The organism is Paenalcaligenes sp. DL 309 (assembly GCF_057475285.1).
The window spans coordinates 164,651-189,552 of sequence record NZ_JBYBKW010000001.1 but is presented as its reverse complement, the minus strand read 5'-3'; the positions used below and the strand labels follow the sequence as shown (position 1 = coordinate 189,552).

Here is a 24,902-nt window from a genome sequence, read left to right as displayed (position 1 = left end):
CCAAAAGCAACATTTTAACATGCTGGCTTAATGTAAAGCGTGTGACAGTATGTGTGAGGAGACAGACATATGAAGCAAAAAAAGCTACTCATAGCAGAAAACAGGGTGAGTGAAACCTTATTAATTCCGCTTTATGCTAGAGCACGAGAACAGCAACAAGTGCCGCCATTGTTGATTGATAAAAGTGCAGCACAGTTGGTGCAACGTATTGATTACGATTTTCAGAAATTTGAATTGGCGCCCATGAGTATGACAGGCGTGGTGATACGCGCTTCTTATTTTGATGCCATTGTGCGGCAGTTCATAGAGCAGCATAGTGAGCCCGTTATCGTTCATTTGGGTTGTGGTTTAGATACCCGCAGGCAGCGTTTAGGTGCTCAAGCAGAAAAAGCGCATTTTTATCAAATCGATGTGCCTGAGGTCATTGCTTTTAGAAAGGGTTTATTAAATCCTGAAAGCAATGAACATTTATTGCCTGCTTGTATGTTTAGCACAGAGTGGATGGACACATTGCTGAAAAACCATCCTAAGGCCACTTTTATATTTATTATAGAAGGGGTGCTTATGTACTTTTCTTATGCAGAAAATAAACAGCTATTTGAGGACATAGCTGCTCGTTTTTCTGGAGCTGAAATTCATTTTGATGTGATTGGCTCTTGGTTAAGCCAGCATACGTATTTGCATGATTCAGTACGTTTTACGCATGCAGATTTTAAGTTTGGTGTAGATAACGATAGGGTTTTTGAACGGTGGCACCCAAATTTACAGTATCAGGACAGTTTTAATCTACTTAGTTTTGATGGATGGCGCAGTATGAGTTGGCCGGTTTTAATGGGGCAAGCCTTGTTTCCCTCTTTAAGGTCAACGGCACGGGTCGTAGCGTATCTGATTAAATAAATTGCCAGCTTACACAGCGGCTTTTTTTCTGCCCTTGGGCCATATCTATGGTGCGTACTTTCTTCGCACCCATGCGTTTTAATTCGGCATAAATAGCACGTAGGCTGGCTTCACGCGAGACTAAGGTAGTAAAGCAGGCTATTTGGGGTGTATTTCGGCTTTGTTGAATCATACGGCAAATAAACGCTACCTCACCTCCTTCACACCATAGCTCATTGCTTTGACCACCAAAATTCCGCGCTTTAGTAGTTTTGCCTAAGTTTTTCCATTTACGTTGATTTTGCTGTTGTGCTTGTGCTGCAGAGCTAAAAAAGGGCGGGTTGCACATGGAAATGGCAAAATGCTCCTGAGGGAGTATCACCTGACTAAAGAGCTGCTTCGTTTGAGGTTGATGACGCACAGTAATAGCATGATTTAATTGATTTTTGTTAATTATTTGCTGTGCTGATTTAATGGCTTGTAGATCAATGTCTGTGCCCACAAACGACCACTGATACTCGGCTTGACCCAATAAAGGGTAAATAGCATTTGCACCTACACCTATGTCTAGTACACGTAACGCGGGCCCTGTGGGGATAGTTCCTTGATTTAAGTCGGCAAGTATATCGGCTACCACATGAATATAATCAGCGCGACCTGGGATAGGCGGGCAGAGATAATTAGGTGGAATATCCCAGAAATTCACGCCGTAATCCGTTTTTAAGATGGCGGCATTTAGTAGCTTCACTGCAGTAGAGTTGGTGAAATCAATGGTGTAGTGGCCAGCCGGGTTGAGGCGCGTATAGCGCTTAAGTTCTGGGTAAGCGGCGTACAAGCGTTCAAAATCATACTGACCGGTATGGAGGTTACGAGGATGAAATTTAGAGTTTTGGTAAGAGGAATGCATATTAAACTATGCCTTCATAAGCGGGAAATCCTGTGCTCACGAGGCCCATAAGCGTGTTTTTATCTACAGGAGGGGCAAACATAAAGCCTTGTACTTTATCGCAGCCCATAGTACGTAACAGTTCTAATTGCGCAGGTTCTTCTACGCCTTCGGCCACGGTTTTAAATTCAAAGTGTCTAGCCATATCAATAATAGTACTGGTTAAGCGTTGGTCTTGGCAGTTGTTATGCATTTCACGAATAAACTCTCTGTCTATTTTTAAGATGGAAATGGGTAATGTACGTAAATAAGCCAAAGAGGAGTAACCAGTGCCAAAATCATCAATGGCGATTTTAAAACCAGCAGCTGATAAATGTTGCAGCTGATGTTTTGCTAGCTGCATATCTGTCATCACTCCGGATTCAGTGACTTCAATTTCTAAGGCTTGTGGTTCTAAATCCGCTGTTTCTACCGTGCTTATTAGCCAACTAGCAAAGTCGGGTTGCATCAGCTGCTTGCTGGCCACATTAACGGCCACCGAAAAATCAAGATCTACTAGCTCTTGACGGCGCCACTCTAAGAGATCGGCAATAGTTTGGCTAATCACCCATTTTCCTATAGCGATAATGTCGCCATTGGCTTCGGCTACTGGAATAAACTCCATGGGCATCACGCGGCCCAAGGTGGGACTTTCCCAACGCAATAAGGCCTCAGCCCCGCATATTCTTCCTGTAGCAATTTCTATTTTAGGTTGATAAAGTAAATGAAATTCATTTCTGTCTACCGCTAGATGCAAGGCATCACGTACTTGAATTCTGCGTGTAAGGATGTTTTCCAACTCTTGACTGTAGCCTTGCCATAAGCTGTGTGCAGTTGGCAGCGCTACCGCAGCCATGCGAATAATCTGCTCCGCACAGCGCTCGCCTAAGGTGGCGCTAATGCCTATACGAGCTCTTACATAGAGTAGCAGTTGGTCTATGTGTAAAGGGGCTTCAATAAGGGTTAATAGCTTTTGAGCAATCTCATCGGCTTGGTCTTCTGTAATCGCACTTTCGCATAAAATCACCCACCTATTGCTACTCCATACGCCCAGTAAGTGCAAAGGAATAGAGGTATTTTTAGCTACTTTTTTAGCTAACTCACATAATACCTGGTCAGTAATGCGGTAATCGTGCAGTCGGCTAATTTCGTCTAAACCTTCTAGGGCAATAAAAAAGACCAATGTATCTTTTTTTTCTTTTTTTAATTGTGTGAGCTTTTCTATAATTACGTGTCGATTAGGCAGTGAGGTCACCGGGTCTTGACGTGATAGCGTAGCGAGCTCTTTGGTGCGCTGTTTAACTAATTCTTCTAACAAATCTGCACGTTGAGTGCGGTCACTAATCAAACGTTGTAATTGCAGAGTATTGTTTATGCGTTGCAATGCTTCTGTGTGATTAAACGGTTTAGTGAGGAAATCTTGAGCGCCTAAGCGCAATGCTTGATGGCGTGTCTCTTCATCAATTTGAGCGGTTAATACAATGACGGCTGGGGTGCGCTCTGCAAACTCACGGTGTAATTTTTCTAATAGCTCTAAACCATTCATTCCTGGCATACGTATATCAAGTAAAATCAGATCAGGTTGCTTAGCTAAGACTCGGTCTGTGACTTGAAGCGGGTCCGTCATTCCTTCAACTTGGGTGTAACCCTCATCTTCTAATAAGTCCATTAGTAGCTCCACATTGACCGGATTATCATCTACTACCAAGATGTCGGCATCAGTAAATAGAAAGGTTTGAGCTATCATGGAGTGGTGTCCTGTTTGATTAAAATTTGTTTAATATGCTTGGCTAGGGTTTCTAGGTTAAAGGGTTTGGTATAAAAATCCACAAAGCCCAATGTTTTGGCTTGTTGTAACTCATCAGTGGTTGAGCTAGCAGAGATAGCTAATACCGGTATATGTGAGGTGAGCGGGTTTTGTTGCAGCAGCCGTTTGGCTTGAAAGCCGCTCATGCCGGGTAAATCTATATCCATTAAAATGAGGTGGGGTGGGGTAGAGCAAGCCATCTCAAAGCCTTCCTCCGCATTATTCACACATTGCAAGTTAATTTCTGGAAACTCATCACATATTTCTTGCATTAAGCGTTGGTTTTCAGGGTTGTCTTCAATATAAAGGACCTGATATTTATGGCGTAAAGCAGACTCGGAGGAGGAGATGTTTTGGCTGACAAAAGCAGACTCCGAACCCACTGCTTGGGTAGTAATAATAGGCAAAGAGAAAGTAAAACAACTGCCTTCACCCACAGTGGACTTAACAGAAATATCAGTATGCATAAGTCTAGCTAATTTACGAGTCAGTGCTAAACCCACTCCGGCGCCCTCAATACCACTGCCTTCAGCCCCTAAGCGATTAAATGGCTCGAATAAATCATTTAACTGGCTGCTTTCTATACCCATGCCTGTATCAGTCACACTAATGTGCATAATGTGTTGTTCGGCTTCACAGCGTAGGAATATCTTGCCTTGTGGCCGATTATATTTAACCGCGTTGCTTAGAAGGTTAATAAGTATTTGTTTTAATCGAGTATAGTCAGCTTGTACAAAATGGATTTGATTTTCATCAATAGTTACTTCAAGTTGTAACTCTTGTGCCGTTGCTAAAGGGCTAATGATTTCTAGACTTTCATCAATAATTTCTTTTAAGTTCACCTCTTCCAAAGAGACTTGAGTGTGGCCAGATTCAATACGGGCTAAATCTAAGACCTCATTAATTAAATTGAGTAAATGAGTACCACTGCGTAGGATTTGACCCGCTTGACGTTGTTGGCGTTCCGTTAAGCCTTGTTTACTATTGGATAAAAGCTGGGCAAAACCTAAGATCGCGTTGAGCGGTGTGCGTAACTCATGACTCATAGAAGATAAAAAGTCGGTCTTGGCTTGGCTTGATTGTTCAGCCTGATCACGGGCAATTTTTAATTCTTCAGTAAAGCGTTTTTGCTCGTTAAGTTGTCTGTAGAGGTTGATGAGTAAGGCGCAGGTAGAGGTAAAAGGTTTTAGCCATTGCACGAGCTCCTCATCATAGTCTTCATTCGCATTAGCAATGGCGTACATGCCAATTACCTCGCCCCTATCAATAATTGGCACACCTAAGTAACGGCTTAAGGGAGGGCTACTGGCCGGAAGTGATTGTGGTTGTAAGTCGGCTGTCATGGCATTATTAATAATCACCTTCCCAGCGGTAAAGACTTGCCCTAATAGATCTGTAGAAGAAGTTAAAACCAGCTGTTCTTTATGTGTGTGATTAGCCGGTTGATGCCAAAATAAATCACTGATCGCATGCACCATCAACACAGAAGAGTTGTTTTTACAGATAACCTCACCAATTAGCGCATATTCGCTTTTGGTGAGGTTTTTTAGCGCTTCTTTTAAAAATACCCAAAGTGTATTACCCGACAATAGGGCATGATAATCAGTTAAACCCCGGTGTAGTACTTCTAATAAAGCGCGCTCTTGGGCCTCACGTTCGCGGGCGGATGCCACGGCACGTAAGTCAGATAAAATACCAATAAACTCACGATTCTCAGGACTAATGCGTTTATCATCATACAGTACTTCGCTCACCGCCAAATGGACGGGAATATGGGTGCCATCTTTATGCAGAGCCTCCACTTCACGACCTGTGCCTATGATGCGCTTTTCTCCGGTTTTTTGATAAGCCGCCAGATACCCATCGTGGTGATTGCCCCAACGGGCCGGCATGATGATTTTAACGTTTTGGCCAAGCAACTCTTCGCGCTGGTAGCCTATCATGGTGAGAGCGGAGTTATTTACTTGCAAGATGGTGCCGTGACCATCAATACGCACAATGCCAGCGGCTGCGCCTTCAATAATGGCGGCATAGCGTGCGTTAGTGGTGGCGCTTTTTTTGGTTTGCTTGGCTAACTCTTTGGTACGAAAATGCAAATAAATTAATTGTTCTACTTGACGTGCTAATAATGAGAGACGCTGTTTATCTACAGCGTTAAGCTGGCGAGGTTTGGTATCTATAAGGCATAAGGTACCTATGGTTAAACCGCATTCAGTATGTAAGGGGGCGCCAGCATAAAATCGAATATAGGGCGCTCCTGTGACCAAAACACTGTTTTTGAATCGAGCATCAAGCAAGGCGTCCTCAACAACAAATAGCTGGTTGGCTTGCAGTGCATGCGGACAAAATGCGCCATCTAAGGAAAGTTCACACGCATCTATCCCTACGTGAGATTTAAACCATTGTCTATTTTGATCTACTAAAGACACAAGTACTATAGGAACTTCAAATAGGCTTTGCGCAATCTGCGTGAGATTGTCAAAGGTTGGGTCAGTGGGTGTGTCAAGAATTTCTAAATCCCACAAGGCCTGTAGCCGTTGCTGTTCTTTATTTTGTATAACGGAAAGTGTCATTGCCTTGCTACTCTATTACTATTTGTTAGGTGGTATACCTATTGTAATATCAGTTAGCAGAAAATTTCTGGTTCTGTGGATGGCTCATGTCATAATAAATAGATAATCCTAGGAACCAAGGGGAAAATAATGTTGCGATTTATGCGCTGGCCTATGATGGTACTGTTGACGGTAATGCTGGCTTTACTGCTAAATGCGTGGGTAAAAACCTATGCAGCTACACCTAGTTTGCATCAACAGATCCAACGTCTGCAGAGCGTTCAAGGTATTGATAAAGTTGGAGTTTTAGATGAAAATAAAATCACTCTGGTCAAACTGTGGGCCAGTTGGTGTCCTTTATGTTTGTCTGAGCTGGCTCAGACAGAAGACTGGGTACAAAGCAATAAGTTTAAAGATATAAATTTAATCACATTGGCTTCACCGGGTGTATTAGGTGAGCAGCCTTTAGCCGATTTTAAAGCGTGGTACGCGGGCCTAGATTATCCGCAACTACCGGTATTGCTTGATCCTAGTGGGGAAATTGTTAAAGCCTTAGGCGTGAAGGCCTATCCGAGTTGGGCCCTGTTAGATGCCAAAGGTAATTTAGCTCGTGTCATTAAAGGCAGCATAAATGAAGCACAAGCCCTAGCTTTAATTGAAAATCCGGAGGTCGATTTGAATACATATAAAGGCACTTTTTATCAGCCCAAAGCAAACCAAGACGCTATACCTATAGATAGCCGTACTATTTATTTAGCGGGTGGCTGTTTTTGGGGCGTAGAAGCCTATTTTGAACGCATTGATGGCGTTGTAAATGCCGTATCAGGTTACGCTAATGGTCGTACGGCAAATCCGAGTTATGAGGATGTAATCTATAGGGATACGGGACATGCTGAAACCGTAAAAGTGACTTATAATCCTGATAAAATCAGCTTAGACGATCTATTGCAGTATTATTTCCGCATTATTGATCCTACTAGTTTAAATAAGCAGGGTAATGATAGGGGTACACAGTACAGAGCGGGCGTGTACACCACTGATGCTGAAGAGCAAAAAATAGTGGCAGCCGCTTTAGCTAAATTACAAGAAAGCTATAAAAAGCCCATAGTGGTAGAAAATGAACCCTTAGCCAATTTTTATGTGGCTGAAGAATACCACCAAGATTATTTAGCGAAAAACCCTAACGGCTATTGCCATGTAGACCTAAGCAAAGCCGATGAGCCTTTGCCTGAAAAAGCAAAAAAATCGTATCAAAAGATCAAAAGCCAGATGAAGCTACTCTAAAGCAAAGTCTGAGTCCTTTGCAATATCAAGTCACACAGCAAGACGGCACGGAGCGCGCCTTTAGCCACGAATATGACGAGCTCTTTGAGCCAGGTCTATATGTGGATGTGGTTAGTGGTGAGCCTTTATTTAGCTCTAGAGACAAATATCAATCGGGGTGCGGTTGGCCAAGTTTTGTCCAGCCTATTGTCTCCAGCGCCGTTACAGAAAAAATAGATACCAGCTTTAATATGCGCCGGGTAGAAGTGCGCAGCCAAGGGGCAGATTCACATTTAGGTCATGTGTTTACTGATGGCCCGCAAGATAGAGGAGGTTTGCGCTACTGTATTAACGGCGCCAGCTTGCGGTTCATTCCTTTGGCTGAAATGGAGCAAGCTGGCTACGGAGAATGGATCAAAGAAGTACAGTGAGTTAGTGATTACTTAGACGTTGTAGGGGGAATTCCTTCTTCCTGCAACTTCTTTTCAACCTCTTCTTTAGTCTGAGGGGTTTCTTCAGACTTTTGGTCTTGCATTTCTTTCTTTTTAGCTTCTTTAACTTCTTGCTCTATGTTGGAGTTGTGTGGTTGTTGTTGTTTCATTTCGCCTGGAGTGGGGTCTGGGCCGGTAGGCTGGTCACGCTCCATGCCACTGGCTTGTTCAAAAGCATCTTTGTTTTGCTCACCGCTGTTAGCCATTTCTTCAGAAGGTCTTTTGGCTTTAGTCGTATTATCTGAAGCGGCTATAGCGGCTTCACCCATTAACAAAGCCAAAGGCATCATGGCAATAGTTATTAAATAACGGATTGATTTCGATTTCATCTTATTCTCCTAAACTTGTTTATTCATCATATGTAATTAGAATAAGGAAATCGTAATTTTTAATCTCAGCTTGTTAAGAAAAGTTGGGATCTTGGTGCTGCAAAGTGAAAATCTTATCGAAAATAAGCGTAAACACAAAGGTGTAAATTAAAAAGAAGATAAGCAGAGCGATTTGCATAGAGATGGCCTCCCACACACCCACGCCATACCACAGCATATAAGTAGGTAAACAAAAGAGAAAAAGCCCCAGCTCAAAGCCTAATGCGTGAAGGCTACGTATACGCAAGGTGCGCGTCATGATCTGTTTGCGGCGCTCCCACGACTCAAAGCCCGTATTATAAATATAATTCCAGGCCACAGCGGCCGTAGATATAATAATCGCTACTGGTAAGGAGTCCTGTGCGTCACCACCGCTTAATACCATAAGCACTAAGGTGGAAAACAAAATAGCGAAAATCTCAAACACAACAACGTATAAAAGACGTCGTTTTAACGGACTTAAAGTTATCAACGAATACTCCAAAGTGATGGTGAAAAATTCTAAATAAATAAGGCTAATTAAGAAGAACTTTGAGCTGTACGCACTTCAGTGCTAACACGTTGTCCTAATGCAGGAAGCTCAAAGCTGCCTCTAACAATAACGTCATGTTGCAAGAGTTGCCTACAATCATCGGCAACAGCTTGAGTTAATTGCTCTACATCGCGCACAGTCAAATGGCCAATGAAAGCATCAATATAATCTTTTAAGGAAAAGACTTCCAGAAATAACTGTTGGGCGTAGTAGCTAATTAATAGCGTGGAGCCTGAGCCCGGATTTTTTGATGCAGGACACAGTTCTGGCAGGGTAATTAGATGCTCTTGCCACGTTTGCATGCTGGGATTGGGATTATTAATGGCTTTAAGCACTGCACCGGTATAGGGTGAGGTATGTTGCTTGGCATTAATAGGGACTTGAGTGTGGTCTGAATTAGTCATATTGAGGGGTGTTTTTAGAGAAAATAGCCAAGTATGGGAGCCATGCGATTAAAATAATGATGAGGTATTTACCCATCACGTCGGCAAAAATAATTTGTCCCATGTCGTAGCTGCTCATTATGCCGGTAAATGCTAATAAGGTGAAAGCCGCACTGTCTACGGGTACGCTGATGGCATGGCTACCAAACACGCGTGTGGCCCAATGATGATTACGTAGGCGTTGAAAGATAGCCGTGTCAGTCAGCTCACTCCCTAAAATAGCGATAAATGAAGCTAAAATAAACCGGTAATTGATTTCGGCAATCCATTTTCCATAGATGGTGTTTATTATCAAAGCGAAGGTAATACCCAAATAGACGGTGCTCAAGCCATAGGTGTGTAAGCGATCCCGTAGCGTGAAGGCGGCCGCAAAAAAAATAGAGCCCACACTAAACAGACCAAACCAAGGTAGAGCAATAAAATGGTCTAAAAATAGATTAGCCAGCAACACATTGCCCACAAAGGCGGCGAGCCAAAAAGCGCGAAGCATAGATCAATCCTCATGCCACCAGTAGAAATACAGTCTAAAGCAGCAATAGTCGTATAATGAAAAGAACCTAATAACTAAATTGACATAGAGCTAGAGCCCAAGCCAACCAGTATTATACGTGTTTCAAGAGGTGGTGCGGGCTCTAAGCCCCATGAGAAAAAATACCAGACCTGCAGCTGCTGGAGCCCAAAATAGCAAGCCTTCTTTAGAAGTCATTAGATCAATAAAAAGTGTAAAACCATCAGTAGTGCAACCTGTGGGGTTCATGCCGCAAGCAAGTTCTGCAATCCAATAAGCGCCAGTGAGGGAGCCAATAGCAAGTACTAAGCCTATGATGATGAGGGGAATGGGCATATAAGTCTCCGAGTCTCTTTTTTGGGAAAATAATGAATATGGCAAATCAAGACCTAAGCAATATAGTTGAGCAAGCTCTTGAAAGCAATTTCAAAGGTATGGGTAAGATTAATATATTAATTGCAGGTAAAACCGGTGTAGGCAAAAGTACGCTGATCAATACCGTTTTTAGAAGTGAGTTAGCAAAGGTGGGACATGGTCGGCCCGTGACCCAAGGCGTAGAGAAAATCACTAAAGAGGGCATGCCCTTAGCTATTTATGATACTAAAGGGCTAGAACTAGAAGATTACAGCGCTGTCTTAGCTGAGCTAACAACACTCATGAATGAGAAAAATAGCTCTATTGATTCCGATGAGCACATTCATGTGGCGTGGGTGTGTATTAGTGCTGAAGGACTACGCATAGAAGAGGCCGAAGTAAATTTATTGAAATTACTCAGGCAACACAATATTCCTACAGTCGTAGTGCTCACTAAGTTTCAGCTTACACAGCAAAATCGAGATTTCTTTGAGCAAACCAAAGACGAATTAGGCGCCCAAGTGAGTGCTGTGGTACGGGTACGAGCTATAGAAGAATATTACGAAGAGTTTGATCAGACTTTACCCATTATGGGTATTGATACGCTTATTGTTGAAACGAGTAAAGTGGTTCCGGAAGCTAAACAAAAAGCCTATGCGAATGCCTTATCAACTAAACATAAACAAGCCTTAGAAGTAAAAAAAAACCAAGCGCAAAAAGAAGTTAATGTAGCTATGAGTTTAGCCAGCGCCGCTGCAGCTACACCTATTCCTTTTTCTGATGCTGTCACTTTAGTGCCTATACAGGTGGCGATGATAGCGAAAATAGGTTCTACCTTTGGCATGGAGTTTACTACTAATTCTTTAACTACCTTAGTCACGTCTGCCATAGGGGCTTCAGGAGCCACAGTAGTAGGCAGAACCATTGTTTCAGGGGTGTTGAAAATGATACCGGGGATAGGTTCAGTAGCGGGCGGCACCATTGCGGCAGCTACGGCCGGGACAATCACCAAAGCCTTAGGTAATGCCTACGTGTCTATTTTGTATGAGTTTGCTTTGAAAAATCCGGGTAAAGAGATGGATATTAAGATGATGGCAGCGGAGCTTAAAAAACGCCTATCTTTTAAACGGAACTAGGAGTAAGATACTCCATATGGATGGTAGATAGATGGTTTCAGACTGGATTAAAGGATCTAAAAGCAATGACTACAGTAAAAAATAGGCTTAAAGTGAGTGATAGTGAAAAAGTCACTATTAATGTTGGAGTCATTGATCTAGGGCATATTGATCTACTTGTTCAAGAAGGCTTTTATTCTAATCGTACAGATTTAATCCGTACCGCCATACGTAATCAGTTAAATCAGCACACAGAAGAACTGAGGCAAACGGTGGCTCGAAAAAGCTTAGTGCTTGGTATGCACTATTATTCACGTGCAGACTTAGAAGCGGTACAAGCTGCGGGTGAACGTTTGCAGATCCAAGTATTAGGTTTAGCATCTATAGATCCAGAAGTATCACCGGCCTTAGCAATGGCTACCATTGAGTCGGTGACTGTGTTAGGAGCATTACGCGCGAGCTCGGCAGTGAAAGCTGCCTTAATAGGACGCATCACTTAAGCATTCAAGGATATTTTCCATGAAAATAAATGAATCAATGCTCAAAAAAATGCATGAAGCTACTCAAACGCTTATGTCACAAGGCCCAGCTGCGGCAACCGCAGCCATTCAAGAGGCTTTGCAGCCCCAAAATGTTACATCACAAAAAAATGCCGATGTAGATGTAGAGGATGTAATTGAAGTTGAAGCGAAAGTGATAAATACCACCACTGAACCTACTGGACAATTTATAACTAAGTCTTACAGTAACAAAGCTGGGAATAGGGATTACAAGCTTTATGTACCAAGTGGTTATGTAGGCCAGCCCTTGCCATTAATTGTTATGTTGCATGGTTGCACACAAAATCCCGATGATTTTGCGGCTGGCACGCGTATGAACTCCTTAGCAGAAGAGCAAAATTGCTTAGTGGCATATCCTGCTCAGTCACAGATGTCTAATGTTAATAAGTGTTGGAATTGGTTTAGCGCTATAGATCAGCAACGTGATCAAGGCGAACCTTCCATTATTGCAGGTATTACTCATGAGATCACACAGACATACGCGGTCGATGAGAGTCGTGTTTATGTGGCAGGTTTATCAGCGGGGGGCGCCATGGCAGTGATTATGGCTACACTTTACCCTGATTTATACGCTGCAGTAGGTGTGCATTCCGGTCTGCCTCATGAAGCCGCTCACGATCTACCTTCAGCTTTAGCCGCGATGAGTGGCAATACTAAGAGTGCCAAAGAGCCATATAGTGTTCGTAATGCACGTGTAGATGCCATACCTATTATTGTTTTTCATGGGGATAAAGACAGTACAGTGCACCCCAGTAATGCAGAACAGGTCATGCAAGAAAATACGCCAGAAGCTATTTCATCTGAAATTAGACAGGATACAGTCTCAAATGGTCATAATTATACTCAAGCTATTTTTACAGATACAGAAGGTAAGGTCTTGGCAGAGAGCTGGCTAATTCATGGTGCAGGTCATGCGTGGTCAGGCGGTAGTAGTCAAGGTAGTTATACGGATGGTAAAGGTCCTGACGCGAGTCAGGAAATGCTGCGCTTTTTCTTAAGTCATAAAAAATGACTAGCCAAAAATATAATTTATAGGGTATAATAATATTCTTTACTTAGCTTCAAAGTTTAGACTTTGCTAAGAAAATGGGTAGGGCCTATAGCTCAGTTGGTTAGAGCAGCGGACTCATAATCCGTTGGTCGCTGGTTCAAGTCCAGCTGGGCCCACCAAGATTATCTAGTTAAATCAACTGCTTAGCGCCACCTCTTTAGGTGGCGTTTTTGTTTCTAAATCAAAAGGTGTCAGTGTTCGCGTATTTGGCATTTCCTAGAGCAAAACCCAGAACCACTGCTAACGCATGACCGCCATCAGCCAGCAGATGAGGTGCAATGAGTAGTTTGGCTGTAATTGCTACTAATATAACGATCAATAGCAACCACTTTTTTCGCCATCTAGTAATGGCTAGCCCAATTAGTCCAAAACCTCCTATAGACATACCCACATCATTCATTGCTGTAATGTCTATCAGCCCCGTTCCTTGTGCTAAGCCTACGCACGCCAGAAGTAATAGCGTTCCTACAATATCAAGCCCAAAAAACAGCAGAGCGGTTTGAATGCTGCCTCGCATCCATTCTGTGTAGCCTATTACTACAGCAGCAAAAACAAATTGCCGCAGGAGCATTCCCGCATCATGTGATAAAAAAGTACCGGTGAGGAGCCTGAAGACCTCCCCTGAAAGTAGGGAATTATGTCCTATTCCCCAGTCTCTGAGCATGGTATGCGGTAAATCTTGTCCTAGGCCAGCGGCCAGCAAATTAGCAGCTAACATCACTATGAGAAAGATGACGGTAAACCGCAGGCGTAAAATCACCATGGTTCATTTATATCCTATTTTGCTAAGCCGCGGATTCCGCCAGATACCAAGACATTGACCTCATAAAGAATTTGCGGCGCGGCTAAGCCTCCAGGGCAGGCCAAGTAATGGGGAGTCCACTCAGGTCCCATTTTTTCTTTGAAGGCCCGCAAACCTTCGAAGTTATAGAAATGTTCACCGTGTTCGTACACAAAGCCGCCAATGCGATTCCAGAGGGAGGCATGCTGGCGATTTTCTATGCCAGAAAACGGTGCTGCCCCCAAAGAGAACCATTGATAGCCTTGTTCAGTACCGTAGAGCATGAGCTCTGCAAACAAAGCATCCATGGCAAAGCTAGCCCCTCCGGGGCGATAGCGCATTAAATCCAGAGACAGTTCGTGCTGATTAGCACCTTTAAAAAGATTGGCGAAGGCGACGATTTCGCCCATATTACTGCGCAAGACAGCAATATCGAAATTAGCGAGGTAATCTTCAGTAAAAGCGCCTAGTGAAAAACCTTTTTCTGCCCCGTGTTTGTTGATTAACCAAGCATCAGAAATGGTGCGTAGCTCTTGCATGATCGTACTGTTTAGTTCTGCCGCTGGAATCAGTTCGAATTGATAGCCGTCACGTGCAGCTCTATTTCGGGCTTGGCGTAAATCTTTTTTGCTGGGTCCATCTAACGTAAAACCTTGCAAGTTAACTCTGGCTACTTCCCCTATTTTGAGGATGGATAAGCCCAAATCCAGAAAAGTGGGGAGATAGTCAGATGAAACCGCGTAAAAAGCACAGCGTTTACCCTGTTGATCCGCTAATTCACGTAATTGCCAAATCAGTTTTTGACCTGCTTTGGGATTACCTACGGGATCTCCCTTAGTAATCAATGAGCGTCCGGTATCAGCATATGCAATGAAAGCACTTTCATCTTCAGCGATGAGAAAGGTTTTATCTCCGGTTAAAGCAATACCGGCTTCTGCATACTCACTGCTTGCAACCAGTTTTCTTACGGCTTCGGGAATTACCTTAGGCGGCTTGGTTCTGGATTTATTATTACTTATGATGGAATTAAAAGCGATTACCGCTAGGATAATGGCAACCGCAAGACTGGCGCGTAAATAACGTGATGCATCGCCGTGCCAAGTGAAATCCCACCACAGTTCATTACGATATGGCACATGGGAATAGGCAAAAAGGCCAATCCAAAATATCGCCACCATAAGCACAATAAGGCTAATAATCCAAGCTGTGTTTAGTCGAAATATCGAGGTGCTGTCTACTCTATAAAAAGCTGGACGAAATACGCCTAATATCGCGAGTGTAGTTAACATCATTAAAGATTCTTGCCAATCTAGCCCTTTTAGTAGAGAGACGAAAAAGCCAGTCGCCATCAGTGCCATCGCCACCACCCATGCGCGGTGGAGTTTTCTATAGAGACCGCGAGCTATCACAATTAATAGTAGCCCGGCAATGCTGCTCACTAAGTGAGAGGCTTCAATGAAAGAAAGAGGTAGCATGCCGCGTAACAGGTGCAGGTGTGATTGTTCAGCCGGTAAATTACCTGAAATTAGTAAAAACACCCCTGCCAACAGAGCTATGCCTGCTGCCACCGGTGAAATCACTGGACGGAAAGCACGCCATAGCACTTGTGCACCGCCTGTCAGCGTATCGCGTCGTCTGAGGGCCATCATCACACTGAGACCAACAGTGGCTACTAAAAACGGCAGTATGGTGTAAATTACGCGGTAGATGAGTAGAGCGGCTAGCACGTCTGAGCGGCCAGCAGCGCCTAAGCCGGCAATCATCGTGGCCTCAAACACCCCTAAGCCACCAGGGGAGTGACTCAGGATGCCTAAAGCAATAGCACCAAAATAAACAGTAAAGAAATAAGGCAGGTTTTGCGCCACATCGCCAGGTAAAAGCACATACAGTGTGGTGGCGGCGGCCGTGAGATCAAGCAGTCCAGCGCCCGTTAGCGCAACGCCGTTTTTTAGGCTGGGCATGGAAAGCTGAAAACCGCCCGCTTTGACACTGCGTGAACCTGTGGCTAGCCAAACAAAATAAACCAGCAATGCCCCTAAAAGTAAAATACCTAGAGCTATTTCAACACTTGGCGAAATGGGTAGCATTGTGCCTTGCTCACGTGGGTGAAAACTAAGTAAACCACCAAAAATGAACATCATGCCAGACAGAAAACCCGTCCATGACACCGCGATAACACCAGCAATCACCGCTAGATCCAGACCAAAAGAGGAGTAAATGCGATAACGAATGGAGGTCCCAGTTAGATAAGAAAAACCGAGTAATCCCGAGACGCCATAACCGGCTGCACCGGCTAACGCCGCAATACGAGGCGGTACCTTTCCGGGCGCCACCGATCGAACGGCTAATGCATCATAGAAAGAGATACCCACAAAACTGAGTAAGGTGCACAGTAGTGCTAACAGTAGAGCACTTAAAGGGGTGTCAGCCAGATCGGTTTTAACGTCTTGCCATTTCACATGACTTGCTAGTTTGTGAAGTACAAAAAAAGCAATCACACCAATGATTAATGGCATGATAATTTTGACGGCGGGGTGTTCGACAATTCGTAGGAGTTTGCTACGTGACGGCAAACGATCTGCGATGGCCATTAATACTTTCCTCTATAATAATTGCTTTTGCTATTCATCCTACTAGCATTGTAGATAGGCTAAAAGAGAATGTCTCTTGTTTTGAAGACGATGTAGTACCATAACGCCAAGTCTTAACTTTAATTAAAGGTATGCGCATAGATGGGTGATTTATTTTCTATCCAGAGTGTTTGGACTGCCCTGAATCCAGACGAATCAATCAGTAAAGCCATTATTTGGCTCATGTGGTTTATTTTTTTCGTATACACCGTCTATTTACTGATTTATTACTTCAGAACGGCTAAAAAACGAGTGAGTCGTATTAAGAATAAAGTTGAAGAGCTAAATAGTACCAATAATGAGGCAGCAGCTTTTTTTTCACATAAATTAGAACTTAAGCGCTACTTTGCGCAAAGCACAGATGCTATTTTAAAAAGAGCGTGGTTGGGCTTTGATCAAAGCCTTATTAGCAACAAAACGCATACCCGTTTATTCAGCACCGTTGATAGTCATTACTTTTTTAATGCCACAACGCTAGCGCCTTGGCTAAGTGGAAATAGGCTGATAGTGTCAGTGCCCAGTATGCTGGTAGCCATTGGGGTGTTAGGGACGTTTTTAGGCTTGGTCATTGGTTTAAGTGGTTTGGATGCTAATGCTAGTGATACCGCCACATTAAGGGCAGGCATTGGTACTTTAATTAGTGGTGCATCCGTTGCTTTTACTACTTCCATTTGGGGCGTTTTTTTAAGTTTGCTAGCTGGGTTTGTAGAGCGTGCTTTTGAGCGTGCCATCAAGGCGTACTTAAACCAATTAAATAATACCCTATCGTTTCTTTTCCCTACTGTTTCTAGTGAGCAGGCCTTAATTCATATTGAAGACTCTAGTGAGCAGTCAAAAGAGGCACTACAAACCTTGCACAAAAAAATCGGGGAAGAGTTAGAAAAATCAGTTCATAACTTGTCTGAGCAAATGCAAGAGGCTTTAGTGACTGCTTTAGAGAGCATTATGAAGCCAGCCATAGATCGTTTGGTGGAAAATAGCCAACAGCAATCCTCTGAGGTTTTAGAAAATTTAGTGGGACAATTTATGGATGGCATGACTCAGGCAGGCCAAAACCAAACCAGAGAGATGGGCCATGCCGCAGAACGGTTAGATGGTTCTTTAGAAAAACTGAGCCAAATAACTAAAGCCAGTTCAGAGCAAAATCAACAGATGGTGGCCCAGCACAGAGAGTTGACTCAGCATTTTGAGCAAGCCATTGATGCTATGCGTGCAAGCAGTAAGTATTTGGCGGCTAGCAGTACCCAATTAGGTGGAATTTCTAGGGATTTATTGTCGGTGAGCCGTGAAATAGGCAAGGCTCTTGACAGTGAAGACAAGGTAAATCCGTATGCGTAAGTACCAGTCTGATGCTTCTGTAGATGAGGAAAATCCATACTGGATGTCTTTTTCAGACATTATGTCTGCCTTGGTGGTCATTTTCATTTTAGCGGCTGTGGTGTTGATGGTGCAACTCATGGAGACAGAAGAAGATCTACAAGACCAAGTCCAAGAGCTTGCTGGTAAAGTGCAGCTTTTAGATGAGGAGATTGAAGTCTTACAGCAGGCGGAATATGTGCGTAAAACCATCATTCAAGAAGCAGCAGAAGAACTAAGAGAGCGGGGTGTTATTGTTGTGGTGAGCGAAAACGATACCGTTTTGCGTATTCCTAATCATTTATTGGGTTTTGATACCGCTGATTATGAAATACAAGAGGCTTACCAACACACCGCTTATCAAATTGGTGAAGTGCTGCATAAAGTGATGACTAAAGGTGATCGTGCGGATTACTTAGACACTGTGTTTGTAGAAGGTCATACTGATAATAGACCATTTAATGGCATGATGGGCAAAGGTAACTGGGGACTTTCCACCTTTAGGGCAATTTCTTTGTGGCAATATTGGAATAGTCATTTACCTGAAAACAGTCGTTTAGACAAAATGAAAAATAGCGATCAAACACCGCTTTTTTCAGTCAGTGGGTATGGCGATACCCGTCCTGTCACTGCAGAGCAAAACACCGAAGAAGAGCTCAGTGAAAACAGACGTATTGATATTCGCTTCACTATACGCCGGCCCCAAAGTCAAGATATTAGGGAGTTACAGGCGCAGTTTAATTAAAATCAAACATTATTGGAGACAGCATGACTAAGAAAGACGAAAAGGGTAGAAAATATTCAGCAGCTCTTGTTGATGGTATTCAAAAAGCCCCAGCACGAGCGATGCTGCGCGCGGTTGGTTTCGAAGACAAGGATTTCACGCGTCCGCAAGTGGGGGTGGTATCTACTGGTAGTCAAGTGACACCTTGTAATATGCATATTAATGACTTAGCGGAGGTTGTTTCTGAAGGGGTTTATGAGGCGAATGCAAAACCCGTTATATTTAACACCATCACCGTTTCTGACGGCATTGCTAATGGTTATGAGGGCATGAAGTACTCCTTGGTGTCGCGTGAAGTGATAGCGGACTCCATTGAAACGGTAGTGGGGTGTCAAGGTTTTGATGCGGTGATTGCTATTGGCGGTTGTGATAAAAATATGCCGGGATGCTTAATGGCTATGGCGCGCTTAAATCGTCCGGCTTTATTTATTTATGGTGGCACGATTCAGCCAGGTAAAAATCACACGGATATTGTTTCTGTCTTTGAGGCTGTGGGGGCAAATGCGCGGGGAGCCATGAGTAAATCACAAGTGATCGCCATTGAGAAAACCGCTATTCCGGGGCCCGGTTCTTGTGGTGGCATGTATACAGCAAACACCATGGCTACGGCTATTGAGGTGCTAGGAATGAGTTTACCTAATAGCTCTGCTCAAGAAGCCACCTCCCCAGAAAAACGTGATGACTGTTTAAGCGCAGGCCAAGCCATTCGCTGGCTTATAGATAATGACATTAAGCCTAGCGATATCATGACACGTCAAGCCTTTGAAAACGCCATTACCATTGTTATTGCTTGTGGTGGCTCTACTAATGCAGTGTTGCATTTGTTAGCTATGGCTGATGCCGTAGGCGTAGCGCTAAATCTCGATGATTTTACGGAAATAGGCAAGCGTGTCCCCGTTTTGGCTGATTTACGCCCTTCTGGCAAGTACTTGATGTCGGATCTGATTAAAATTGGTGGTATTGCCCCTTTAATGAAACGTCTACTAGATAAAGGTTTATTGCATGGGGATTGTCTCACTGTTACCGGTAAAACGCTGGCAGAAAATCTAGCAGAGGTAGCCGATTATCCCGAAGGTCAAGACATTATTATGCCTTTTGATAAACCCCTAAAAGCGGATAGCCATTTGCGTATATTACGTGGCAGCCTAGCTCCAACGGGGGCGGTCGCTAAAATTAGTGGCCAAGAGGGCACTAAATTTAAAGGTCAAGCCCGGGTTTTTAATTCGGAAGAAGAATCCATGGCCGCTATTTTATCTGGGGTGGTGGTAGCGGGCGATGTAGTGGTGATTCGGTACGAAGGCCCTAAAGGTGGGCCAGGTATGCGTGAAATGCTCTCACCCACTTCTGCCATTATGGGGCGGGGATTGGGTAATGAGGTGGCCTTAATTACAGATGGCCGTTTCTCTGGAGGTAGTCATGGTTTTGTTGTTGGGCACATCACACCAGAGGCGATGGTAGGTGGACCAATAGCCATTATTGAAAACGGCGATACCATTATTATTGATGCTGAAAATAACGAAATAAATATAGCGCTCTCAGATGAAATCATTCAAAAACGGTTACAGGCTTGGACGGCACCAGCGCCAAACGTAAAACGGGGAGTATTAGCTAAGTATGCCAAAACAGTGGGTTCGGCTTCTGAAGGTGCCATTACAGACAAAGTCGAGTAATTGCTATCATCATCAGCTTTAGTGAATCCGTAGTTAACGGTCTGTATCAAGGGTTTTCCCGTAAAATCTCAACGCTATTTTTTGCTAAACAATGACGCTAACAGCTTTCTAAGACTGATACGCTAATCGCATCAATTGGGGTAAATAAAAATTACTTGAGTTTAGCTTGGGCTCCCTGCAAACTTTAGATAGATAAGTGATTTTATGGGGACTCGCATGAAACAAGCTGTTAACAACACACAATTAAAAGAAGAGCAGTGGCAGTTCTGGATTGACCGTGGTGGCACCTTTACAGATATCGTCGCAAAACAGCCTAGTGGGGAGCTGTTAACTTTTAAGCTGTTGTCTGATAACCCGGAGCAATACCCTGATGCTGCCTTAGCGGGGATTCGCCAGCTTTTAGGTCTGGCATTAGATGCACCTATTCCTACAGAGCAAATTGCCGCCGTAAAAATGGGTACGACGGTTGCCACCAATGCCTTATTAGAACGTAAGGGTGATGATACGGTGCTGTTTATCACTCAAGGCTTTAAAGATGCGTTGCGTATTGCTTATCAAGCACGGCCGCAATTATTTAATCGTCATATCGTCTTACCTGATTTGTTATATGGCCGTGTAGACGAAGTGCGGGAGCGTGTACGCGCTGATGGCACCATAGAAGTCCCTTTAGATGAGGATTACACTCGCCAACAATTACTAGCAGCCTATGAGGTAGGGTACCGATCCATTGCCATTGTATTGATGCATGCTTATCGTTATGAAGCACATGAGTTGCAACTTGCCGCGTTGGCAAAAGACATTGGCTTTGAGCAGATATCGGTATCACATCAAGTCAGTGCTCTCATGAAAATCGTAGGGCGAGGTGATACCACTGTAGTAGATGCTTATTTATCCCCTGTATTACGCCGCTATGTGAGTCGAGTAGCCAGTGAGCTAGATGACGTACGTTTAATGTTTATGCAGTCTAATGGCGGGCTCACAGCCGCAGACCATTTTCAAGGCAAAGATGCAGTTTTATCAGGGCCGGCAGGAGGCATTGTGGGCATGGCGCGCATTGCTGCTGCTATGGGCTCAGACAAACTCATCGGTTTTGATATGGGAGGCACCTCTACCGATGTGTCGCATTATGACGGTGAGTTTGAGCGCGTGTTTGAAACCGTAGTGGCAGGGGTGCGCTTACGTGCACCCATGATGAATATTCATACGGTGGCAGCGGGAGGGGGTTCCATTGTTCATTTTGACGGTACTAGAATGCGTGTGGGCCCTCATTCCGCGGGGGCGTATCCGGGACCCGTGGCTTACAGAAACGGTGGTCCTTTAACTGTCACCGATTGCAACGTGATGTTGGGCAAATTACAGCCTCAGTATTTTCCTTCGTTGTTTGGTCCGAAGGCAGATCAACCTTTAGATGTGGATTTAGTTAAGCAAAAGTTTACGGAATTAGCTCATACTATTTACGAACAAACCGACGTGCAATCTAGTCCTGAACAAGTGGCTGAAGGCTTTATTCATATTGCTGTAGCGAATATGGCCAGTGCAGTCAAGAAAATATCTATCGAACGTGGTTATGACGTTAGCCGCTATACCTTGGTGTCTTTCGGGGGTGCAGGGGGGCAGCATGCTTGTTTAGTAGCAGATGCCTTAGGAATGAGTCGTGCCCTAATTCACCCATTTGCAGGGGTGTTATCCGCCTATGGCATGGGTTTAGCCGACATTACCGCCATGCGAGAAAGTAGTGTGGAACTTGCTTTGAAGCAGGAAAATATCCCCAGCTGTGTGCAACGTCTTAAAGAGCTCACGGCAGAGGCGCGTGAGGAAGTCTTAAGTCAGGGCGTACGTGCAGAGAAAATACAGGTTTTACCGCGAGTGCATTTACGCTATGACGGTACGGATTCCGCCATTTTAGTGGATTTTGATACCCTTGAAGCCATGGTAGAACAGTTCAATGCTGCTTATTTACAGCGTTATAGCTTTTTAATGCATGATAAAGCCTTAATAATTGAAGCGGTATCAGTAGAGGTAATTGGCTTGAGTGGTGAGCAAGTACCTACCACTTTGGCGAGTGATGAGTTAGTAGACCCACCCACTGCCAAGGCTACTGTGGAGTTATTCTCCCATGATCAGAGCCATGACACGTCTGTGTATGATCGGAAAGACTTAAGAACAGGCATGCGTATTGTGGGGCCTGCGATTGTGTTTGATAGTAATGGTACTACAGTGATTGAGCCTGAGTGGCAATTAGATTTACTGAGCGGAGGGGAATTGTTATTGACCCGCACCCATGCCAAAACTCAGCAATATGCCATTGGCACTAGCGTAGACCCAGTGATGTTAGAGATTTTTAATAATCTTTTCATGTCTATTGCGGAGCAAATGGGAGCTACCTTAGCTAACACCGCATTTTCGGTCAATATTAAAGAACGCTTGGACTTTTCTTGTGCTTTATTTGATGCTGATGGGAATCTAATTGCCAATGCACCACATATGCCAGTCCATTTGGGCTCTATGGGGGAGAGCATCAAAACGGTAATTCGTAAAAACCAAGGGAAGATGCAACCGGGTGATGCCTATGTGCTGAACGATCCGTATAACGGAGGTACTCATTTACCCGATATAACAGTAGTGACTCCCATCTTCAAAGAACACAGCAATGAAATCTTGTTTTTTGTAGCCTCTCGTGGGCACCATGCTGATGTGGGAGGTATTACCCCCGGTTCTATGCCACCCGATAGCAAGACCGTGATAGACGAAGGCGTACTCATTGATAATTTTAAGCTGGTAGAAAATGGGCAAATGCGTGAAGAGGCACTGCGTGAGTTGTTAGGCAGTGGCCCTTATCCAGCTCGTAACATTGATCAAAACTTAGCGGATTTACGTGCGCAAGTGGCGGCGAATGAAAAAGGCGTACAAGAGCTTAACCGTATGGTGAGTAATTTTGGTTTAGAAGTCGTACAAGCGTATATGCAACACGTGCAAGATAATGCCGAAGAGTCAGTACGTAGAGTGATTGATGCTTTACAAGACGGCACGTTTTGTTATGAGATGGATAACGGAGCGCAAATAAAAGTAGCCGTACGAGTTAATAAAGCCCAGCGTAGTGCCGAGGTGGATTTCACCGGTACATCTGCTCAGTTAGAGAGTAATTTTAATGCACCCGCTGCCGTTTGTATGGCTGCTGTATTGTATGTATTTAGAACCTTAGTGAATGATGAAATTCCTATGAACCAAGGTTGTTTAAAGCCCATAGAGGTGATTATTCCTAAAGGATGTATGCTAAATCCGCAATATCCAGCAGCTACCGTTGCCGGAAACGTAGAAACATCCCAGTGCATTACCGATGCATTATATGGGGCGCTGGGAGTAATGGCTGCTTCTCAAAGCACCATGAATAACTTCACTTTTGGGGATGAAAAATACCAGTATTACGAAACCATTGCTGGCGGTTCAGGAGCCGGGATGATTGTCAGAGAGAATGGTGAAAAGGAGTTGTTTGCTGGTACTGATGTAGTACAAACTCACATGACCAATTCGCGCCTCACCGATCCTGAGATTTTAGAGTGGCGCTATCCAGTGGTTTTAGAAGGTTTTGAAATTCGCGCTAATAGTGGTGGGCTTGGTAAAGTTAATGGTGGTAATGGCGGCACCCGCCGTATTCGATTCTTAGAGCCCATGACCGCTTCCATTTTAGCCAATCGTAGGCGCGTTCCTCCTTTTGGTTTAGCAGGTGGTGAAAATGGCGAGGTGGGCGCTAATTACGTAGAAAAAGTTGACGGTAGCCGTATCACCTTATCAGCCACCGGTTCTGCTCAGATGCAAGCAGGTGATGTGTTTGTGATTAAAACTCCGGGTGGGGGCGGCTTTGGTAAGCCTTAGCTTAACTATGACTGCGCTGTTATTTCAAACTTGCCTCTCTAAAAGCGTGTAGAGTTTGAGTAATGAGCAAACGGTTATGATTTTTTTTCCAAAAAATAGATACAGAACCTAGGCCTGTCAAAGAGAGATTTAATACATCTATAGCACCAAGTTGACAGAGCCTATGCGCTGTGCGTGCAGAAGCAATGCTAATGTAGTCACTATTATTCAATAAAGTAATATTCATTAGCGTGGAGTTTGACTCAATATAATCAGCCGGTAGAATTTGTTGGGCTGCAATCAGAGCGTGTTCCAAGTCTTGGCGTATAGGGGTGTTTTTAGGCCATATAATCCACCGGTATTTCAAAACATCATCCCAGCTTACTATTGGGTGGTGGCTTAAAGGGTGGTTTTTCTTTGCTATAAATTGCAAAGGCTCCAGATAAAGCGTTTCGAAACAAATGTCATGATGAATAAGCTCAGGAGCGGAGCGGCCAATAACTATGTCTAGTTGATCTAAATTTAATTTTTTAATTAAATGATCCATAGTGCCTTCAAGTAAAGAGACTTTGGTTCTAGGTAGCTGTTTGAGTAGTTTTAATATGGCTATAGGAGCTGTTTCTGCCGTGGCTGCTCCCGTACTGCCTATTCTCACCACACCCCCTCCTTCATGGTGGCGGGCACTTAAGTCATCTTTGGTAAGATCTAAATTAGCAAGAATTCTATATGCATGCGCCACCAAAGCTTCTCCATGTATAGTTGGACGTAATCCTCGCGCATGACGTTCAAATAAAATAAGCCCTATATCTTCTTCCAGCTCTTTAAGCCAGCGCGATATTCCCGGCTGTGTCATATTTAAAGCCGCCGCAGTTTGGCTTATGTTTCCAGACTGGGCAAGCTCAGTAATAATGGTGAGATGGCGTAGTCGTATGCGTTGAGTCCAGTCGGTAGCCATGATCTGTTTGTTATAGGTTATATGAAAAT

Annotated in this window: 21 protein-coding genes and 1 tRNA gene; 11 read left to right on the top strand and 11 right to left on the bottom strand. The window is 43.9% G+C overall.

The genetic code is table 11. The features are described 5' to 3' along the window. The first annotated feature begins 69 nt into the window (after positions 1-69). A complete protein-coding gene (locus tag AC2UZJ_RS00855) occupies positions 70-897 on the top strand; it encodes a class I SAM-dependent methyltransferase (RefSeq protein ID WP_486948229.1) in 828 nt (275 codons plus the stop codon). On the opposite strand, the gene rlmF is transcribed toward AC2UZJ_RS00855, so the two are convergent. Genes rlmF through AC2UZJ_RS00840 form a run of 3 tightly spaced genes read right to left on the bottom strand, consistent with a single transcriptional unit; the run spans position 890 to position 6,181 of the window. Continuing rightward, positions 890-1,783: a 23S rRNA (adenine(1618)-N(6))-methyltransferase RlmF gene (gene rlmF / locus AC2UZJ_RS00850; protein ID WP_486948228.1), complete on the bottom strand. Its 894-nt coding sequence runs from the start codon at positions 1,781-1,783 to the stop codon at positions 890-892. The two genes, AC2UZJ_RS00855 and rlmF, sit on opposite strands and share 8 nt — an antisense overlap. A 1-nt stretch (position 1,784) precedes the next feature. Further along, positions 1,785-3,548: a putative bifunctional diguanylate cyclase/phosphodiesterase gene (locus tag AC2UZJ_RS00845; protein ID WP_486948227.1), complete on the bottom strand. Its 1,764-nt coding sequence runs from the start codon at positions 3,546-3,548 to the stop codon at positions 1,785-1,787. Next, entirely contained in the window at positions 3,545-6,181 is a 2,637-nt protein-coding gene (locus AC2UZJ_RS00840; RefSeq protein WP_486948226.1) for a hybrid sensor histidine kinase/response regulator, read from the bottom strand. The genes AC2UZJ_RS00845 and AC2UZJ_RS00840 overlap by 4 nt, the downstream gene beginning before the upstream one ends. A gap of 129 nt (positions 6,182-6,310) precedes the next feature. On the opposite strand from AC2UZJ_RS00840, the gene msrAB reads away from it, so the two are divergent. Both msrAB and msrB read left to right on the top strand, forming a co-directional pair. Next, positions 6,311-7,444 carry a bifunctional peptide-methionine (S)-S-oxide reductase MsrA/peptide-methionine (R)-S-oxide reductase MsrB gene (gene msrAB, locus AC2UZJ_RS00835; protein ID WP_486948225.1) on the top strand — a complete coding sequence of 378 codons (1,134 nt, stop codon included), beginning with the start codon at positions 6,311-6,313 and terminating at the stop codon, positions 7,442-7,444. A 17-nt stretch (positions 7,445-7,461) separates the two neighbouring features. After that, positions 7,462-7,854 carry a peptide-methionine (R)-S-oxide reductase MsrB gene (gene msrB / locus AC2UZJ_RS00830; RefSeq protein ID WP_486948224.1) on the top strand — a complete coding sequence of 131 codons (393 nt, stop codon included), beginning with the start codon at positions 7,462-7,464 and terminating at the stop codon, positions 7,852-7,854. Between the two features lie 8 nt (positions 7,855-7,862). Here the strand turns inward: msrB and AC2UZJ_RS00825 are convergent, their stop codons facing one another. The 5 genes from AC2UZJ_RS00825 to AC2UZJ_RS00805 form a co-directional block, all read right to left on the bottom strand. Continuing rightward, the gene (locus AC2UZJ_RS00825; RefSeq protein ID WP_486948223.1) at positions 7,863-8,243 is read right to left on the bottom strand and encodes a hypothetical protein; all 381 of its coding nucleotides are present in this window, start codon (positions 8,241-8,243) and stop codon (positions 7,863-7,865) included. Between the two features lie 73 nt (positions 8,244-8,316). Next, positions 8,317-8,754: a PACE efflux transporter gene (locus AC2UZJ_RS00820; protein WP_486948222.1), complete on the bottom strand. Its 438-nt coding sequence runs from the start codon at positions 8,752-8,754 to the stop codon at positions 8,317-8,319. 47 nt (positions 8,755-8,801) lie between these two features. Further along, positions 8,802-9,218, bottom strand: a complete 417-nt coding sequence (locus AC2UZJ_RS00815) for a hypothetical protein (protein WP_486948221.1) — start codon at positions 9,216-9,218, stop codon at positions 8,802-8,804. Further along, on the bottom strand, positions 9,211-9,747 hold the full coding sequence (locus tag AC2UZJ_RS00810) for a VUT family protein (protein WP_486948220.1): 537 nt from the start codon (positions 9,745-9,747) through the stop codon (positions 9,211-9,213). Before AC2UZJ_RS00810 ends, AC2UZJ_RS00815 begins: the two co-directional genes overlap by 8 nt. A gap of 123 nt (positions 9,748-9,870) precedes the next feature. Further along, positions 9,871-10,101 (bottom strand): hypothetical protein, encoded by a 231-nt coding sequence (locus tag AC2UZJ_RS00805; RefSeq protein ID WP_486948219.1) that lies wholly within the window; start codon positions 10,099-10,101, stop codon positions 9,871-9,873. Positions 10,102-10,139: 38 nt separating this feature from the next. Here AC2UZJ_RS00805 and AC2UZJ_RS00800 point away from each other — a divergent pair, with 38 nt between their 5' ends. The 4 genes from AC2UZJ_RS00800 (at position 10,140) to AC2UZJ_RS00785 (ending at position 12,964) form a co-directional block, all read left to right on the top strand. Continuing rightward, positions 10,140-11,255, top strand: a complete 1,116-nt coding sequence (locus tag AC2UZJ_RS00800) for a YcjF family protein (protein ID WP_486948218.1) — start codon at positions 10,140-10,142, stop codon at positions 11,253-11,255. Between the two features lie 65 nt (positions 11,256-11,320). Further along, positions 11,321-11,734: a CopG family transcriptional regulator gene (locus AC2UZJ_RS00795; protein WP_486948217.1), complete on the top strand. Its 414-nt coding sequence runs from the start codon at positions 11,321-11,323 to the stop codon at positions 11,732-11,734. A gap of 19 nt (positions 11,735-11,753) precedes the next feature. Next, the gene (locus tag AC2UZJ_RS00790; protein ID WP_486948216.1) at positions 11,754-12,806 is read left to right on the top strand and encodes an extracellular catalytic domain type 1 short-chain-length polyhydroxyalkanoate depolymerase; all 1,053 of its coding nucleotides are present in this window, start codon (positions 11,754-11,756) and stop codon (positions 12,804-12,806) included. Positions 12,807-12,887: 81 nt separating this feature from the next. Next, positions 12,888-12,964, top strand: a tRNA-Ile gene (locus AC2UZJ_RS00785). A gap of 62 nt (positions 12,965-13,026) precedes the next feature. On the opposite strand, the gene AC2UZJ_RS00780 is transcribed toward AC2UZJ_RS00785, so the two are convergent. Beyond that, positions 13,027-13,608, bottom strand: coding sequence for a hypothetical protein (locus AC2UZJ_RS00780; RefSeq protein ID WP_486948215.1), 582 nt, complete (start codon positions 13,606-13,608; stop codon positions 13,027-13,029). A 14-nt stretch (positions 13,609-13,622) separates the two neighbouring features. Beyond that, positions 13,623-16,217 carry a bifunctional lysylphosphatidylglycerol flippase/synthetase MprF gene (gene mprF / locus AC2UZJ_RS00775; protein WP_486948214.1) on the bottom strand — a complete coding sequence of 865 codons (2,595 nt, stop codon included), beginning with the start codon at positions 16,215-16,217 and terminating at the stop codon, positions 13,623-13,625. Between the two features lie 141 nt (positions 16,218-16,358). On the opposite strand from mprF, the gene zorA reads away from it, so the two are divergent. The 4 genes from zorA (at position 16,359) to AC2UZJ_RS00755 (ending at position 23,939) form a co-directional block, all read left to right on the top strand. Beyond that, positions 16,359-17,594, top strand: a complete 1,236-nt coding sequence (gene zorA / locus AC2UZJ_RS00770) for an anti-phage ZorAB system protein ZorA (protein WP_486948213.1) — start codon at positions 16,359-16,361, stop codon at positions 17,592-17,594. Continuing rightward, on the top strand, positions 17,587-18,357 hold the full coding sequence (locus AC2UZJ_RS00765; RefSeq protein WP_486948212.1) for an OmpA/MotB family protein: 771 nt from the start codon (positions 17,587-17,589) through the stop codon (positions 18,355-18,357). Before zorA ends, AC2UZJ_RS00765 begins: the two co-directional genes overlap by 8 nt. Before the next feature lie 23 nt (positions 18,358-18,380). After that, a complete protein-coding gene (gene ilvD, locus AC2UZJ_RS00760) occupies positions 18,381-20,066 on the top strand; it encodes a dihydroxy-acid dehydratase (RefSeq protein ID WP_486948211.1) in 1,686 nt (561 codons plus the stop codon). A 216-nt stretch (positions 20,067-20,282) separates the two neighbouring features. Continuing rightward, complete coding sequence (locus AC2UZJ_RS00755) at positions 20,283-23,939, top strand: hydantoinase B/oxoprolinase family protein (RefSeq protein WP_486948210.1); 3,657 nt, start codon at positions 20,283-20,285, stop codon at positions 23,937-23,939. Positions 23,940-23,958: 19 nt separating this feature from the next. On the opposite strand, the gene AC2UZJ_RS00750 is transcribed toward AC2UZJ_RS00755, so the two are convergent. Further along, complete coding sequence (locus AC2UZJ_RS00750) at positions 23,959-24,873, bottom strand: LysR substrate-binding domain-containing protein (RefSeq protein WP_486948209.1); 915 nt, start codon at positions 24,871-24,873, stop codon at positions 23,959-23,961. Positions 24,874-24,902 lie beyond the last annotated feature (29 nt).